Origin of the sequence: Methylotenera oryzisoli, from assembly GCF_004661485.1 — a bacterium.
GTDB lineage: Bacteria > Pseudomonadota > Gammaproteobacteria > Burkholderiales > Methylophilaceae > Methylotenera > Methylotenera oryzisoli.
The window spans coordinates 1-16654 of sequence record NZ_PQVH01000016.1 but is presented as its reverse complement, the minus strand read 5'-3'; the positions used below and the strand labels follow the sequence as shown (position 1 = coordinate 16654).

Here is a 16654-nt window from a genome sequence, read left to right as displayed (position 1 = left end):
AAAAGTAACGACTCCTGCATGACCACAAAAATTCATCTAACCACTACTGATCATAACCGTGATGTAGTGGGGCTCAAATACATTTACCCGGTGATTTCACGGCGCGCAGGTGGCGTGTCTGTCGGTATCAACCTGAATGTCAATAATGCCTGTAACTGGCGTTGTATCTACTGCAATGTGCCTAACCTGACGCGCGGATCGCCGCCGCCAATTGAGCTGAATATATTAGAGCAAGAGTTGCGAGGCTTTCTGCATGACCTGCTGCATGGTGATTTTATGCAACGTCATGTTCAAGAAGGCGACCGTCAGCTTAAAGACATTGCATTCTCTGGAAATGGCGAGCCCACTAGCGCGAAAGAGTTTCCACAAGTGCTGACATTGGTGGAGAACGTACTGCGTGATTTTGACTTGCTTGGCAAAATTAAAGTACGCCTTATTACCAACGGCAGTTTGATGGATAAGCCTTTGGTGCTGGAGAGCATGAAGCATCTGGCAACACTGAATGGTGAGGTTTGGTTTAAGGTGGACGGTGGCTCTAAAGCTGCTATCGCACGCGTGAATGACGTTAACCTTAATCCTGAGAGTCATTTACAACGGTTGAGACAATGTGCAGAGGCTTGCCCAACCTTTATACAAACCTGCATGTTCTCGTTAGATGGCGTACCGCCAAGTGAAGCGGATATCAGCGACTATCTTGCCTTGATTAGTCAGGCAAAAGATGTGATTAAAGGCGTGCATCTTTATGGGCTTGCGCGTCGTTCAGAGCAGGCTGAAGTGGATAGACTGTCACGCTTGCCTGCTGAATGGCTAGAAGCAGTGGCGCAGCGTATCCGAGAGTGCGGTATGACTGTGTATGTAAGCCCTTGATGCTGTTCAGTGATAGGTAAATGTGGCTAGTTAGCCAGCAGTACATCGCACCCCGCAGCATAAGCAACACCTTTACTCACGCTGCCAAGCAGCCAGTTTTCAAGACCACTTTTTTCATTTTTACCCAGTGTGATTAAGTCTGCATGTTGTGCTTCTGCATGGCTACAAATGCTTTGCGATGGGTAGCCTGAAAGTATAGTTCTTGATACTTTTTTACCGAGTGTTTGTTCATTAAAAATTGCACTTAACTTATGATCGGCATCTGCTAATGCCTGAGTGCGGTATTGCTGTAACAGGGTTTCGTTCATCCCGGCTTTATACATGTGTGCCTCCTGATTGGTGTCAAATATCAGTAAGCCTTCAATTTGTGCATCAGGGGCAATAGTCCGTGTCATGGTGGGGACATTTTCTGCGCCAGCTAAGAAGTTCACCGCAGCGATCACATGACGATATGGCGGTGTAGTGATCTCTTTGTTTTTAACAATCAAGATAGCGCTTTTTGAAACTGCCATCAGCCGTGCGCTGGTGGATCCCAATAACTTTTCGACTAATGTGTGTTGTCCCTGTGCGCCTGCTACAATCAGTCCTGCATGGACTTGCTCTGCATAATTGGAGATTTCCGTATGCGCTCGGCCTATGCGGGTTGCGGTTTCTACGGCGATATTAAATTGCTCTCGAAGTTTAAATGCCAATGTATCAATTTGAGTTTTCACTATCTCTTGTTGTGCTTGTTGATAGTGCGTTTGAAAACTGAATGAAAGCTCTGAGCCTGCGTATAAATCAAGTGGATGCACGACATGGATCAGGTGCAGTTTGGCGCCGAGTGCTTTGCTGATTGAGGCCGCACGATTTACCGCTAAGTCCGCCTCGGCAGAGAAGTCTGTACCTACAACTACATGGGTAATGGGTAGCATGTTATTCTCCTCAATAAAGCAGTGCTTAATGACTGAAGCTATGCGCTAATCTGGCAATTTCGGCTTCCTCATCCGCCGGAATCATCAAAATTGGTTTTGAATCTGCGTTACTTAATATTGTGGCATGTTCCTGATTCTTTTCAATATCTAGTTTAAACCCCATAAACTCAAGATGCTCACAAATCATACTGCGGATTAACGCAGAGTGCTCCCCAATGCCGCCAGTAAAGACGATGGCATCAATACCGCCCACTTTAGCCGCGTATGCGCCGATTGCCGCTCTTACTTGTCTGGTAAAAAATGCAATTGCGAACTTGGCTTGTACGCTGTTGCTTGTAATCAGTGTCGACATATCGCTACTTTCGCCATTGGAAAGTGCCAGTAAGCCCATTTTTTGATAAACCAGTGTTGATAAGGCCTGATCGTCATATTTTTTGGCGAGTTCTAACATGACGCCTGGGTCAATATCTCCACTACGAGTTGCCATAGGGATGCCGCCGGCAGGCGAGTAGCCCATGCTGGTATCAATAGAGCGTAAATTTTTAATCAGGCATAAGCTGGCACCGCTGCCAAGGTGGGCAATCACAATATGGCCATTTGCAGCTGTACCAAGGTGCTGTCTTAGTTGCCCTGCAATATTGGCATAATTTAGCCCATGAAAGCCGTAACGTCGATAGTCGAGTGCTTTGGGTATAGGCAGACGATAAGCTAGCTCAGAAAGTGTGTGATGAAAGGCTGTATCAAAACAGGCAACTTGGATTAATTTAAACTGATGTGCAAATGCCTGAGTGCAAATATCTACACCTTGCAGATTACTTGGCATATGGAGTGGCGCTAAATGCGTGATGCTTTCAAGTCGACTACGTTCGCTGGCATCAATAATTCTGGCGGCTTCAGCAATGTCTCCACCATGCACAAAACGGTGACCAATCAGTAGCGTAGGCATTAATGTTGGCTTGCTGGCATAAAGTGGCGAGTTTTTTAAGTCACGCAGTAAATGCTCAAACGCTTCAGCATGATAGTTGCCATGATGATCAGGCGTTTGTCTGTAACAATAGTTAATACGCTGACCATCTGCCAAAAACAGGCTGGCCTTGAGGCTGGACGAGCCGCAATTGATGGTAAGTGTGTTTAGTGTTTCCATGACCATTCATCTTCTTCCGGTAAGTCAACACCGTGTTCATAGGCGTATCTGCAACACTCAATCTGTCTGTTACGTAGCTTTTCTTGAACATGCGCGCCAATTTTTTGCAAAGATGGAATGCGGTTAATCGCATCAATCGCTAAGCTGAATCGATCAATCTGATTTTGTATAGCGAGCTCCAATGGTGTATTGATGCTGCCTTTTTCTTTGTAGCCCCGCACATGCAGGTTGCCATGATTGGTGCGACGGTAGGCAAGGCGATGGATCAAGTATGGGTAGCCGTGGAAGTTAAAGATAATGGGTTTGTTCGTGGTAAATAAGCTATCAAATTCACGATCAGATAAGCCGTGAGGATGCTCGATTTGAGGTGATAATTTGTACAGGTCTACAACGTTAATGAAGCGCACTTTAAGTGTTGGAAAGTGCTCGCGTAATAACGAAGTTGCCGCCAGTGCTTCTTTGGTCGGGATGTCGCCTGCACACGCCATGACTAAATCTGGCTCTTCACCTTGGTCGTTACTTGCCCAATCCCATATACCTAAGCCTTTGGTGCAATGCTCAATGGCCGCGTCTATATTTAAATATTGAAGATGCTTTTGTTTGTCGCACACAATCACATTAATATAATCTGTGCTGTTGAGACAGTGGTTTGCCACTGATAGTAAGCAGTTCACATCGGGCGGCAAATAAATGCGGGTAACCTCCGGGCTTTTGTTAACCACTATGTCTAAAAAACCTGGGTCTTGATGTGTGAATCCGTTGTGATCTTGCCGCCACACGGTAGAGGTAATCAGCAAATTGAGAGAAGATATCGGCGCGCGCCATGGCACATCTTTAGACATCGCTAGCCATTTGGCATGTTGATTAAACATGGAGTCAATGACATGCACAAAAGACTCGTAAGTTGAGAAGAAGCCGTGGCGACCTGTCAGTAAATAGCCTTCCAACCAGCCTTCAACAGTATGTTCAGACAGCATCTCCATCACGCGTCCGTCAGGAGATAGCTCACCGCCATCGGCATCTTCTGGCAGGTAATCAGCCAACCAGGTTTTTTTACTCACTTCATAGATGTCATCCAGCTTATTTGAGCTGTTTTCATCTGGGCCAAATACGCGAAAGTTATGCATGTTTTTTTGCATGATATCGCGTAAGAACTTACCTAAGGGTTTGGTATTGGGGGAAGAAAGCTTGCCTGGCGCCTCTAATGCAACCGCGTAATCGCTAAAGTCTGGCATACGTAACGCCTTGCGCAGCAGCCCACCATTGCTGTGAGGGTTTGCGCTCATGCGTTGTTCTTTTTGTGGGGCGAGTGATTTTAATTCAGCCTTTAATCGACCATTTTCATCAAACAACTGTTCTGGTTGATAGCTACGCAGCCAAGCCTCTAATTGTTGCAGATGCTGCGGGTTATCCTTGATGTTGCTCATCGGCACTTGATGCGCCCGCCAGAAACCTTCTACCTTATGACCATCAACCTCTTGTGGGCCAGTCCATCCTTTAGGGCTACGCAATACAATCATCGGCCATAGTGGACGCTTGGGATTGTTAGTATTACGTGCTGTTTTCTGGATTGATTTAATTTCCTGAACACATCGTTCTAGTGTCGCGGCCATGTTCTGATGCATTAAACTAGGGTCGCTACCCTCTACGAAATGAGGTGTCCATCCATAGCCCATGAATAGATGCTTTAGTTCATCATGCGAAATACGGGATAGTATGCTTGGGTTGTTAATTTTGTAGCCATTGAGATGGAGTATCGGCAACACAGCGCCATCGCGTATGGGGTTAAGGAATTTATTTGAGTGCCAAGAGGTAGCAAGTGGGCCCGTTTCAGATTCGCCATCGCCAACCATCACCGTCACCAGTAAATCCGGGTTATCGTAGGCTGCGCCAAACGCATGTGAAATACTGTAGCCTAGTTCGCCACCTTCATGAATCGAGCCTGGCATTTCAGGAGTGCAATGGCTGCCTATCCCACCAGGGAATGAGAACTCTTTAAAAAAGTGTTGCAGGCCTTCTTCGTCTTCACTTTTATTGGGGTAAACCTCACTGTAAGTGCCTTCCAGATAAACGGGACCTAATACCCCAGGTGCGCCATGCCCTGGACCTGCGAGGAAAATAGCGCTAAGACCATATTTTTTGATTAATCGATTAATGTGTACATAAGCAAAACTTAAGCCCGGGCTAGAGCCCCAATGGCCAAGTAAACGTTGCTTGATATGTTCTGGTTTCAGAGGTTGCTTTAGAAGGGGGTTGTCGCGCAGATAGATCATGCCTGCAGACAAGTAGTTACATGCACACCAGTAACGATGAATCAGTGTCAGCTCTTGGGTAGATAGTAGGTTAGTGTCTGCTTTTTCGCTCATCGGTCATACTCCTTTAAGCCTATTAATCAACTAAATATATCTACTAGTGGTGATTAACATCATGCATCTAGTTGATGGACAATGCTAGCAGATTTTTTTGACTGCTTTATTGAGATGAAAAGCAATGAAGACATCGGATGCAAAATGACATTAGCTTAAGCGCCACTTAACTTTAATATGATAGTGATGGCTGATTTTAGCTAGCGTGATTGGTGCTAAGGTTGACTGGGTTTTATGCCAGTAGCCGCATGGTTGCGCCCTTGAATGGCTGGCACCAAACCATCGTGTCTTCCCTCTAATGTTTTGTTAATTTCAATGCCTTTACGATAGTAATCTGCATCAACTACCGGGTCTGGTAATTTAATGGCAAAGTAGAGGGTAATAAATGATGCTACCACCACGGTTAATGGCCCACCCACCACTAACCACATGTGACCATAATACCACCATGCTTTGGATGGCGCCTCAGTGTCTAAGTCATTGTTGTTGATATAGTTCATGATTGCCTTTGCTTGCTATAAATAACATGAGTGATTGCGTTATTAATTACCTAAAACTATCTAGATATTAAAGTTACCTAGGAACTAGAAAAATTGATTTTTCGGTTACGGTAGCGTCATCTTCTACTGCATGGATGCTAAATGCCACTGCATGTGATCCAGATTTGACTGAACCATCCGGAATTTGCAGCCTGACCGGTACTCCGCGAGTCTCAGCCGCATTGACTATTACGGTACGGTTAGCATCTAATACATCCGATTGCACTACGAGGCCATCAAGCCCGGTGGCGCTTAATTGATAGTGTTGCGCGGACTCCGTTGCGTTCATAATCTGCAGACGATATACGTTTTCTAGCATGCCGCCCTCAGCCAAGCGCGCCATGACGCCGCGGTCGCGAATCACATCAACTTTAAATGGGTCTCGCAGCCACAGACTTGTGCATAGCGTTATCACTAGCAACACTAGTACAGCGGCGTAAATCATCACGCGAGGTCGCATAATACGCTTTAACATTTGCGTATGTGACCAGCCGTTAACGATGGCGGTTTGTGTAGAGTATTTGATTAAACCACGGTCATAGCCCATTTTATCCATGACAGTGTCGCATACGTCAGCGCATGCCCCGCAGCCAATACACTCGTACTGTAAACCTTTGCGGATATCAATGCCGGTAGGGCATACCTGCACACACATACTGCAATCAATACATGAACCTAAGTTTTGATTGGTTAAATCTGCTTTGCGTGAGCGGCTACCACGCGGCTCTCCACGTGCTTCATCGTATGTCACAATCAAAGTGTCATCGTCGAACATGGCACTTTGAAAGCGAGCATAAGGACACATATATTTACACACTTGTTCACGCATGAAGCCGGCATTGCCGTAGGTGGCAAAACCATAAAAACCAATCCAGAACGTTTCCCAAGGACCAAGCCCTAGGTTAACGACGGCAGAGCCTAATTCACGGATAGGTGAAAAATATCCAACAAAGGTAAAGCCAGTCCATAGTGACAGTGCTATCCATACAAAATGTTTGCTACTTTTTTTAATCAGTTTTTGGCTTGATAAGCCGGCGTTATCTAATTTGATGCGGGCGGCACGATCGCCTTCAATTTTTGCTTCAATCCAGAGGAATATCTCGGTATATACCGTTTGAGGGCAGGTGTATCCACACCATAGGCGGCCGGCAATCGCCGTAAACAGAAACAATGAGAGTGCGGAGATAATAAGAATTGCAGTGAGGTAAATCAGATCTTGCGGATATAGCACTAGATTAAAGATGTAAAAGCGTTTGGCTTCTAAATCAAATAATAAGGCTTGGCGGTTACCCCATTCTATCCAAGGTGTACCGTAAAAAACAATTTGGGTGAGCCATATCATGGCCCAGCGCCATTTTGTAAAAAACCCGAAGGTGCTGCGTGGATATATTTTCTCCGCCGCAGCGTACAAATGGATTACAGCGGCCTCTTTAGGTGCATCTGTATTTGTTGAGGCCTTCAGGTTGTTTGAGCTTCTCATGTTAGTAAATAATACTTTTATTGATGATTAGCGTTGTTAGATAAGCCCCACACGTAAGCAGTTAATACATGAATTTGCTCAGGTGAGAATTTAGCTGACTGTGCCGGCATTTGGTTAGTGATGCCATGATTAATGCGTTTGATAATCGCCTCCTCACCAGCGCCATGCAACCAGATACCGTCTGTTAAGTTAAGAGAGCCAATCGCTTGGTTGCCTTTACCATCTGCACCATGGCAGGCAGCACAAGCGGCAAATTTCTCTTTACCTAATGCAGCTCGTGCACTGTCATGCTTGTTGCCTGAGATGCTCAACACATAGTTGGCAACATTTTTTACGTCTTCTTCATTACCTACGGCAGCTGCCATTGGCGGCATCATACCAATGCGTCCATTGGTGATGGTTTCGGTGATTTTTTCAGGGCTGCCGCCATGAATCCAATCGTTATCCGTTAAGTTAGGAAAGCCTTTGCTACCGTGAGCATCAGAGCCATGGCATTGCGCACAGTTGTTCATAAACAAACGTTCGCCGATGGCTTTTGCTTCCTTATTGCCAGCTAACTGATCAATCGGCATGGCCGCATATTTTGCATAAAGCGGGGCAATTTTTGCGTTAGCAACTGCCATTTCCTGCTCGTATTGTTTTGCTTGTGTCCAACCTAACTTACCTGGGTTGGCGCCCAGTGATGGATAAGAAACAAAGTAAAACAATGAGAACACGATGGTGATAATAAACATCCATACCCACCAGCGCGGTAATGGGTTGTTCATTTCACGTAGATTTTCATCCCATACATGGCCATTGGTATTGTCACCATTAGGACTGTTCGCTTTAATTTTGCTGGTCAGCCATAGTAATAATGCACAACCAAATACGCCGGCCAAAGAGATTACCGTAATAAATATTGGCCAAAAACTATTGGTAAAGTCACTCATTTTGTTTTCCTCTAAACTTCTGTGATGAAGTTTTAAAAAGTTTTTATTTAGACGTTTAAACTTTAATCATGAGTAAAGGGCAGGTTAGCTGCATCTTTAAATTCTGATGTATTGCGGCGTTTCCAAGCCCATACCATGATGCCGACAAACACGGCAAAGCTAGCAATCGTGGCAATAATTCGTAACGTATTGATATCCATGGTATTGCTCCTTATTCATTAAAATTTATAGGCTATTTAAGATGCGTGCCCAATACTTGCAAATAGGCAATCACTGCATCTAACTCTGAAACGCCTTTAGCTTCCTCAGCTGCACTGGAAATTTGTGCGTCTGTGTATGGCACACCCACTGCGCGTAATGCACGCATATTAGGCGCTAGTGAGCTGGCATCCACTTTGTTGGTTTCAAGCCAAGGGTAGGCTGGCATGATAGATTCCGGCACTAGATCGCGTGGGTTGATTAAGTGTATGCGTTGCCATTCATCGCTATATTTTCCGCCAACACGGTGCAAATCTGGGCCAGTACGTTTGCTGCCCCATTGGAATGGGTGATCGTAAACAAACTCACCAGCAACTGAGTAGTGGCCATAACGCAAAGTCTCGGCACGGAATGGACGAATCATTTGTGAGTGGCAGTTATAGCAGCCTTCACGAATGTAAATGTCCCTGCCGGCGAGCTGTACTGCTGAGTATGGCTCTAAGCCTTTGATAGGTTCTGTGGTGGATTTTTGAAAGAACAACGGTACAATTTCCACCAAGCCACCAAAAGCAACCACTACCAATATCAGTACGATCATCAGGAAGTTGTTGGTCTCAATTTTTTCGTGGCTGAAGCCAGTATTTGTATCTTGATTTGACATGATTGTTTCCTTAAGCGTGAGCAGCAACGGCAGGAATGGTCGCCGTAGCAGCTTTGCCATTGGTTGCTGTTTTAATAACGTTCCACAACATGATGGTCATGCCGCTGAGGTATAGTAGGCCGCCTAACATACGGATAATGTAGTAAGGATGTTTGGCTTTTACTGATTCAACAAAGGTGTAAGTCAATGTGCCATCAGTATTGATTGCACGCCACATTAAGCCTTCCATCACGCCAGAAATCCAAAGTGCTGCGATGTAAAGCACAATGCCCACTGTTGCTAACCAGAAGTGCAGCTCAATTGCCTTGATGCTGTGCATTTGTTTTTGACCAAACAAGCGTGGCACCATGTAGTAAAGCGCACCCATAGAAACCAAGCCAACCCAGCCTAAAGCACCAGAGTGCACGTGACCTACGGTCCAATCTGTGTAGTGTGAAAGTGAGTTAACGGTTTTAATCGCCATCATTGGTCCTTCAAACGTACTCATGCCGTAGAAAGACAATGAAACGATTAAGAAGCGCAAAATAGGGTCAGTACGTAATTTGTGCCATGCGCCAGATAAAGTCATCATGCCGTTGATCATGCCACCCCAGCTTGGTGCTAATAAAATCAATGAGAACGCCATACCTAATGATTGTGTCCAGTCAGGCAAAGCGGTGTAATGTAAGTGGTGAGGACCCGCCCACATGTAAGTGAAAATCAATGCCCAAAAGTGCACAATAGATAAGCTGTATGAGTACACAGGGCGGTCAGCTTGCTTAGGAATAAAGTAGTACATGATGCCCAAGAAGCCAGCAGTCAAGAAGAAGCCAACTGCGTTATGACCATACCACCATTGCACCATTGCATCTTGTACACCAGCGTAAGCTGAGTATGACTTCATCCAACTGGCAGGCATTGCCGCGCTGTTAACAATGTGCAATAAAGCAACGGTCAGGATAAATGCGCCAAAGAACCAGTTTGCTACATAAATGTGTTTTACTTTACGTGTGCCGATCGTGCCAAAGAATACAATCGCGTAAGAAACCCAAACAACGGCAATCAGTAAGTCAATTGGCCACTCTAGCTCAGCGTATTCTTTACCTTGGGTGAAACCTAAAGGTAATGAAATTGCTGCTGCTACAATCACTGCTTGCCAACCCCAGAATGTAAATTTTGCCAATGATGGTAAAAATAAAGTGGTGTGACAGGTTCTTTGCACCACATAGTACGAGGTAGCAAATAAAGTACAGCCGCCAAATGCAAAAATAACTGCATTTGTGTGTAGTGGACGCAAGCGTCCGAAGCTGGTCCAAGGTAGGCCCAGATTAAGTTCAGGCCAAACAAGTTGCGCGGCGATAATCACGCCCACCAACATGCCGACCACGCCCCAAACCACGGCCATGATAGAAAATTGCCGTACAACTGAGTCGTTGTACGTGTTTGATTGCGAATGCGAGACTTGCATTTAGTTCTCCCCCAAAGTGCTTTTAAAGTGCCATTAATAATTTAGTGCTAGTTCTACACGTGGCATTTTGTCGCAGCTTGAGGCAATGGCATTTGATGCAAATCAAATCGGCGGTGATTGATGGGCTAAAAATGTAATATTTTCTGAATCTCCGTAGATAAAGTCTGCGTTTTTAGCATCCGCTTGAATCCTTATTTTTATAAATCAAGTAAACTGATACGCATGAGATTTTTTAACGTTTTATTGCTAATTTGCGTTTTGCAGTTGAGTGCTTGCGGGCTTGAAAGCAAGCATGAAAATAAGCATGGTAATAGCCATCAGCCTATTCATTTTGCGCTATCTCAAGCGCCATTAAGTTTAGATCCGCGGGTGGCTACAGACGCAGCTTCCGAGCGCGTGATTCGCTTAATTTATCAACCCCTGGTAGATTTTGATCAGCACTTTAAGCCTAGCCCCAAATTGGCCACATGGCAGATGCTGAGCGCTACCGAATATCTCATTACTTTAAAGTCGCCGCGCGCGGCATTTCATAACCAGTTACCGCTCAATGCGACAGATGTAAAAGCCACTTATGACGCTATCACGCAATTGGCAAACTCTCCGCTTAGTGCAGAGTATGCCAATATTCAAAATATCGTGGTGCATGATCAAGACCGCTTAACTTTTCATCTCAAACAGCCAGATCCTCACTTTGTGGCCAAGTTGATTATTGGCATCATGCCCAAGCCATTACTTGAGCAGCAGCATGATTTTGCACGCTATCCGGTAGGTAGCGGGCCGCTGGCGTTTGTTGAGAAAAATAACAAATTGATATTGCGTAGAGTTGCCGATGGCCAAATTATCGCGCTCAGTGAAGTAAAAGACCCGACCGTGCGTGTATTAAAGCTGCTGCGTGGCGAAACCGACTTGTTGCAGGGTGAGTTGCCAGCAGAGTTGGTCAAGTACTTGCAAACCAAGTCAGAGGTCACGGTAAAGACCAGTGTCGGGATGAACTACTCATATTTAGGTTTAAACACGCAAGACCCGGTGTTAAGTAAACTCAAAGTCAGGCAAGCCATTGCGCATGCCATTGACCGACCTGCATTGATTGAAAAAGTGATGGTGAACCACACTCGTATTGCGGGAGCAATTCTACCGCCCGAGCATTATGCTGGGAATGCCAGCTTGGCCGCCTATGATTACAACCCAGCCTTAGCTCAACAGTTGCTCCGCGAGGCTGGGGTCAGCTTGCCGCTAAAGTTAGTTTATAAAACCTCTACCGATGCACAGCGAGTGCGGATTGCAACAATACTGCAGGCGCAGATGCGCCCGGCAGGTATTGCACTGGAAATTCGCAGTCTGGATTGGGGTACCTTTTTTGAAGATGTACAGCATGGAAACTTTCAACTATATGGTTTAACTTGGGTTGGCATTAAAACCCCTGAAATTTACGCTAAGGCGTTTAATACCAATAGCGTGCCACCTAATGGATTTAATCGGGGCAGATTCTCTGATATGAAATTGGATAGCCTGCTAGCAAAAGAAGATTGGCAAGGCGCCACGCAAAGGATACACGAGCAGCTACCTTATATTCCGCTATGGTATGAGGGACAGTTTGCAGTGTTGAATAAAAAAATTAGTAACTACGCGCCAAAACCAGATGGTAATTGGGATGATTTAGCTACAATAAGCGCTTATGCAGATTAATATTTCTATTTCGCAGCAGCGCTTGACGTTGTTGGATGCGCAAGGCACGGTCAAAGCGAGTTATGTGATCTCTACTGCGGCTAATGGCGTAGGCTGCGAGAAAAATAGCGGCTGCACGCCTATTGGCGCGCATGTGGTTCGCGCCAAAATTGGCAGTGATCAACCCATCAATACTGTGTTTGTTGGGCGTAGGCCCACTGGTGAAATTTGCACCCCTGCACTGATGACGGAGTTCCCTGGACGTGATTGGATACTGACACGTATTTTGTGGCTATCTGGCCGTGAAGTTGGCAAAAATCGCTTGGGCAATGTAGATACCATGCAGCGTTATATTTATATCCATGGCACGCCTGATAGTGTTGCCGTAGGCAAGCCCGAGTCGCATGGGTGCATCCGTATGCGCAACGTAGATATCGTTGAACTGTTTGATTTAGTTGAAGTTGGCACTAATGTGCTGATTACTGATTAATACACATGGCTAGTTTAATGCGCATATCTTGTGAGCTGATATCCGTTTGTCCAAAGCGATTGTCATTGATTACCCATGTTTATTGGTTTAACGAGAAGTACTGATGGGTATCATCCAACGTTTAACCAGTCTGTTCATCGTCATTTTTGGCGTATTGCTGCTTACTTTTTTATTGATTCATCTGGTACCGGGTGACCCTGTCGATGTGATGTTAGGTGAGTCTGCTAACATGGCGGATCGCGCAGCCTTACGTGCCGACTTAGGACTAAATCAGCCGCTGATTCAGCAGTTTGGCCACTATGTGGCAAAGCTGATGCAGGGGGATTTTGGGCAGTCTATACATACGCAAACGCCGATTGTTGAGTTAATCAAGGCACGCTATCCTGCCACCGTAAAGTTGGCATTGCTGTCTTTGCTGATTGGTATTGTGATCGGTGTGCCGTTAGGTGTGTTTGCGGCACTTAAAGCCGGACACTGGCAAGACTTTGTGGTCACTATCGTTTCTGTGCGCTTATCTGCGATGCCTGCGTTTTGGCTGGGGCCTGTGCTGATGCTGATTTTTGCGGTGTGGCTAGGTTGGTTGCCCGTGAGCGGCATGGATACAGGCACGTCTATTATTTTGCCAGCCATTACCTTAGGGTTTGGCCTAAGCGCTATTTTGACGCGGATGACGCGCACCAGTTTACTGGAAGTGCTAAACGATGATTATATTCGCACTGCGCGTGCCAAGGGCTTAAGTGAGCGAACCGTGATTTTGCGCCATGCCTTGCGTGCTGCGTTATTGCCGATCATTACCATTGTAGGCTTGCAGATGGGCAGTTTGCTTGCCGGCACTGTGATTACTGAAACGATCTTTAGCTGGGATGGTATTGGCCGTTTGTTGGTGGAAAGTATAGAAAAGCGTGATTATCCAGTTACGCAGGCATGTGTGCTGATTGTGGCTTTAAGTTATGTGCTGGTCAATCTGTTGACCGATATTTTATACAGATTAGCCGACCCTAGAGTACGCCATGCGTAGCAGAACTAAAGGTTAAGATCATTCGATGAAATTTTTATCTTATTCGATTTTAGCGCTATGGTTGATTGCCGTGCTGGCGAAGAACCTGCTGCAGCTTGATGCTAATACGATTGACCTGAATGTTATTTTACAGGCGCCGACTATGCAGCATTGGTTCGGTGCCGATGATTTAGGCCGCGATATTTTTGCGCGTGTGTTAAGCGGGGTCGAAGTGTCGCTATGGGTGGCGCTGGTCGTTACCGCCGTGACCATGGCAATAGGCGTATTTGTCGGCTTGCTGGCCGGCTTTTACGGCGGCAGAGTGGATGCAATTTTGATGCAGATTACCGATATCTTTTTGGCATTCCCCGGTATTTTATTGGCAATTGCTTTTGCCGCGGTGTTGGGGCCAGGGCTTGGTAATTTAATGATAGCGCTATGCTTAACTGGCTGGGTGAGTTATGCGCGCCTAACCCGTGGGCAGACCTTGAGTTTACGGCATCGCCAGCACGTAATAGCGGCTGAGTCTTTGGGGGCGGGGGTGCCGCGCTTACTGTTTCGGCATATCTTGCCGTTGTTGGCATCCATTTTGGTAGTAGAAGCCACTTACAGTTTAGCGAGTGTGATGATTGCCGAGGCCAGCTTGTCGTTTTTAGGGCTGGGGATTCAGGCACCCGATGCCTCTTGGGGTGCGATGTTGAGAGATGCTGTGCGTTATATGTTGATAGCACCACATTATGTGCTGATTGTAGGTGGGTGCTTGATGAGTTTGATTTTAGCGATTAATCTAGGCGGAGACTATCTACGAGACGCCTTAGATGTTAGAAAACCCGATTAAGAAAGAGATAGCATGAGTTTAGGTCCAGTGATGTTAGATGTTGTCGGTACAGAGTTAACCGATGACGACATTAGGCGTTTGAAGCATCCACTGGTTGGTGGTGTGATTCTATTTAAGCGCAATTATGAAAACAATGCCCAGCTTAAGGCGTTGACTGCGAGTATTCACGCGGTACGTCAGCCACCCTTATTGATTGCAGTGGACCATGAAGGTGGACGCGTACAGCGTTTTAGAGAAGGCTTTACTAAAATCCCGCCTATGCGTGAGTTTGGCAAAATCTGGGATAAAAATCCTAAAAAGGCTAAAGAGTTAGCGACAGAAGCTGGCTGGATTTTGGCCGCAGAGTTGCGTGCGCATGGCGTGGATTTTAGCTTCACGCCAGTGCTGGATATGGATTATGGCGATAGCCTGGTGATTGGCGATCGTGCGTTTCATTTAAACCCCCAAGCGATTAGCGACCTAGCCTATGCGCTCATGCAGGGCTTGAAAAAAGGCGGGATGCCCGCTGTGGGTAAGCATTTCCCTGGGCATGGCTTTGTGGTGGCTGACTCTCACGTGAGTATGCCGGTAGATGAACGTGACTTTGACCAAATTGCGCAACACGATATGCAGCCGTTCAGAATGTTGATTGATGATGGCATTCAGGCAATTATGCCTGCGCATGTGATTTACCCTAAAGTGGATAGTAAGCCTGCTGGTTTTTCGCCACGCTGGTTACAAAAAATACTGCGTGAACGCCTAGGCTTTAATGGTGTGATTTTTAGTGATGACTTAAGCATGGAAGCCGCTACAGCAGGCGGTGATGTAACTACGCGGGCACTGGCGGCACTTACTGCGGGTTGCGATATGGTATTACTATGCAATCAACCCGCGATGGCAGATGAACTGTTAGATAACCTTAGCTGGACTATTTCAGCACAAAGTCTGAGCCGCTTAGCGCGTATGCATGGGCATAAGCATCCATTATCCATGGATGGATTGCATGAAAGTGCAGATTTCGTACGTGCACTGCACCAAGTTGCGCAGGTGGGTGTTGTAGAAGGTGAGTTGTTCGCTTAATAAAAGCCTTGAAACTTAATGCGTAAATCGGTATCTTAGCTTCAGGTGTATTTTTAATTATAAGGAAATAAACAATGTTAGATAACACTCCAGTACTAGGTCGTTCAGAATCGACCGAGTTAGCGACCAATCGTGTTTTGCGTAATACATACGCCTTGCTGGGTCTGACCATGATCCCAACAGTGATTGGTGCATTTATTGGTATGAGTATTAATTTTTCTATTGCGCAGCAGCATCCATTTATGTTCGCGATTGGTGCAATGGCAGTAATGTACGGCTTGTTTGCTGCGATTGCAGCTAACCGTAACAGCAGTGTAGGCGTGGTAATTTTATTAGGCTTAACATTCTTGCTGGGTATGTTGCTTGGCCCAATCCTTCAACATGCTTTGCATTTAAGTAATGGTGCACAAATCGTAGGCTTAGCGGCTGGCGGTACTGGCATCATCTTAATGACCTTAGCTGGTATTGCTACTACTACCAAAAAAGACTTTAGCTTTATGGGCAAGTTTTTAATGGTGGGTATTGTATTAATGATTGTTGCTTCATTGGCTAATATCTTTTTACAAATCCCAGCAATGGCGCTTGCGATGTCTGCAATTGGTGTGATTTTGTTTTCAGGCTTTATTCTTTACGACGTTAGCCGTATCGTTAATGGCGGTGAAACTAACTATGTGATGGCAACATTAGGTCTGTACTTAAGTATCTACAACTTGTTCACTAGTTTGTTACAGTTGTTAATGGGCTTGATGGGCAGTAATGACTAATCATGTATTGCGTTAGTACATACGTTGGATTTTAAAAAACCCGCTTCGGCGGGTTTTTTATTGGCGCTGCAGTTTTGCTAATTTACGCCGTTCAGAAAAGAAGTTGGATAGCATCATGCCGCATTCGTCAGCCAGTAAGCCGCTGGCGACCGTGGTGTGATGGTTGAGTTTTTGTTCAGCCATGAGGTTAACTACACTACCGCAGGCGCCAGTTTTCTGGTCGCTGGCACCATACACCAGTTTAGCGATGCGTGCGTGTTGGATTGCGCCAGCACACATTGCGCATGGCTCCA

General features: G+C 45.8%; 17 protein-coding genes. 7 read left to right on the top strand and 10 right to left on the bottom strand.

Annotated features, from left to right (window positions below):
* Window positions 1-18: 18 nt before the first annotated feature.
* The gene (locus tag C3Y98_RS12340; protein WP_135278947.1) at window positions 19-867 is read left to right on the top strand and encodes a radical SAM protein; all 849 of its coding nucleotides are present in this window, start codon (window positions 19-21) and stop codon (window positions 865-867) included.
* 26 nt (window positions 868-893) lie between these two features.
* Here the strand turns inward: C3Y98_RS12340 and C3Y98_RS12335 are convergent, their stop codons facing one another.
* The 9 genes from C3Y98_RS12335 to ccoN all read right to left on the bottom strand — a co-directional run bounded on the left by C3Y98_RS12335 (window position 894) and on the right by ccoN (window position 10548).
* Window positions 894-1781 (bottom strand): universal stress protein, encoded by an 888-nt coding sequence (locus C3Y98_RS12335; protein ID WP_135278945.1) that lies wholly within the window; start codon window positions 1779-1781, stop codon window positions 894-896.
* Between the two features lie 25 nt (window positions 1782-1806).
* Window positions 1807-2925 carry an acetate/propionate family kinase gene (locus tag C3Y98_RS12330; protein WP_135278943.1) on the bottom strand — a complete coding sequence of 373 codons (1119 nt, stop codon included), beginning with the start codon at window positions 2923-2925 and terminating at the stop codon, window positions 1807-1809.
* Window positions 2913-5291: a phosphoketolase family protein gene (locus tag C3Y98_RS12325; protein WP_135278941.1), complete on the bottom strand. Its 2379-nt coding sequence runs from the start codon at window positions 5289-5291 to the stop codon at window positions 2913-2915. The genes C3Y98_RS12330 and C3Y98_RS12325 overlap by 13 nt, the downstream gene beginning before the upstream one ends.
* Window positions 5292-5506: 215 nt before the next feature.
* On the bottom strand, window positions 5507-5791 hold the full coding sequence (locus C3Y98_RS12320) for a FixH family protein (protein ID WP_135278940.1): 285 nt from the start codon (window positions 5789-5791) through the stop codon (window positions 5507-5509).
* A 73-nt stretch (window positions 5792-5864) separates the two neighbouring features.
* Window positions 5865-7310, bottom strand: a complete 1446-nt coding sequence (gene ccoG / locus C3Y98_RS12315) for a cytochrome c oxidase accessory protein CcoG (RefSeq protein WP_135278938.1) — start codon at window positions 7308-7310, stop codon at window positions 5865-5867.
* Window positions 7311-7327: 17 nt separating this feature from the next.
* A complete protein-coding gene (gene ccoP / locus C3Y98_RS12310) occupies window positions 7328-8242 on the bottom strand; it encodes a cytochrome-c oxidase, cbb3-type subunit III (protein WP_135278936.1) in 915 nt (304 codons plus the stop codon).
* A 62-nt stretch (window positions 8243-8304) separates the two neighbouring features.
* The gene (locus tag C3Y98_RS12305; RefSeq protein ID WP_135278934.1) at window positions 8305-8442 is read right to left on the bottom strand and encodes a cbb3-type cytochrome oxidase subunit 3; all 138 of its coding nucleotides are present in this window, start codon (window positions 8440-8442) and stop codon (window positions 8305-8307) included.
* Between the two features lie 32 nt (window positions 8443-8474).
* Window positions 8475-9101: a cytochrome-c oxidase, cbb3-type subunit II gene (gene ccoO / locus C3Y98_RS12300; RefSeq protein ID WP_135278932.1), complete on the bottom strand. Its 627-nt coding sequence runs from the start codon at window positions 9099-9101 to the stop codon at window positions 8475-8477.
* A gap of 10 nt (window positions 9102-9111) precedes the next feature.
* Complete coding sequence (gene ccoN / locus C3Y98_RS12295) at window positions 9112-10548, bottom strand: cytochrome-c oxidase, cbb3-type subunit I (RefSeq protein ID WP_015831669.1); 1437 nt, start codon at window positions 10546-10548, stop codon at window positions 9112-9114.
* A 222-nt stretch (window positions 10549-10770) separates the two neighbouring features.
* Between ccoN and C3Y98_RS12290 the strand changes: the two genes are divergently transcribed.
* The 6 genes from C3Y98_RS12290 to C3Y98_RS12265 all read left to right on the top strand — a co-directional run bounded on the left by C3Y98_RS12290 (window position 10771) and on the right by C3Y98_RS12265 (window position 16361).
* Window positions 10771-12234 carry an ABC transporter substrate-binding protein gene (locus tag C3Y98_RS12290; RefSeq protein WP_209308798.1) on the top strand — a complete coding sequence of 488 codons (1464 nt, stop codon included), beginning with the start codon at window positions 10771-10773 and terminating at the stop codon, window positions 12232-12234.
* The gene (locus tag C3Y98_RS12285; RefSeq protein WP_135278930.1) at window positions 12224-12703 is read left to right on the top strand and encodes a L,D-transpeptidase; all 480 of its coding nucleotides are present in this window, start codon (window positions 12224-12226) and stop codon (window positions 12701-12703) included. Before C3Y98_RS12290 ends, C3Y98_RS12285 begins: the two co-directional genes overlap by 11 nt.
* A 103-nt stretch (window positions 12704-12806) precedes the next feature.
* Window positions 12807-13721: a nickel ABC transporter permease gene (nikB, locus tag C3Y98_RS12280; protein ID WP_135278928.1), complete on the top strand. Its 915-nt coding sequence runs from the start codon at window positions 12807-12809 to the stop codon at window positions 13719-13721.
* A 25-nt stretch (window positions 13722-13746) separates the two neighbouring features.
* Window positions 13747-14538 carry an ABC transporter permease gene (locus C3Y98_RS12275; protein WP_135278927.1) on the top strand — a complete coding sequence of 264 codons (792 nt, stop codon included), beginning with the start codon at window positions 13747-13749 and terminating at the stop codon, window positions 14536-14538.
* A gap of 12 nt (window positions 14539-14550) precedes the next feature.
* Window positions 14551-15597, top strand: coding sequence for a beta-N-acetylhexosaminidase (nagZ, locus tag C3Y98_RS12270; RefSeq protein ID WP_135278925.1), 1047 nt, complete (start codon window positions 14551-14553; stop codon window positions 15595-15597).
* 74 nt (window positions 15598-15671) lie between these two features.
* Window positions 15672-16361 carry a Bax inhibitor-1/YccA family protein gene (locus C3Y98_RS12265; protein WP_135278923.1) on the top strand — a complete coding sequence of 230 codons (690 nt, stop codon included), beginning with the start codon at window positions 15672-15674 and terminating at the stop codon, window positions 16359-16361.
* A 57-nt stretch (window positions 16362-16418) separates the two neighbouring features.
* Here the strand turns inward: C3Y98_RS12265 and C3Y98_RS12260 are convergent.
* A partial coding sequence (locus tag C3Y98_RS12260) for a nucleoside deaminase (RefSeq protein ID WP_135278921.1) occupies window positions 16419-16654 on the bottom strand: 236 nt, incomplete at its 5' end.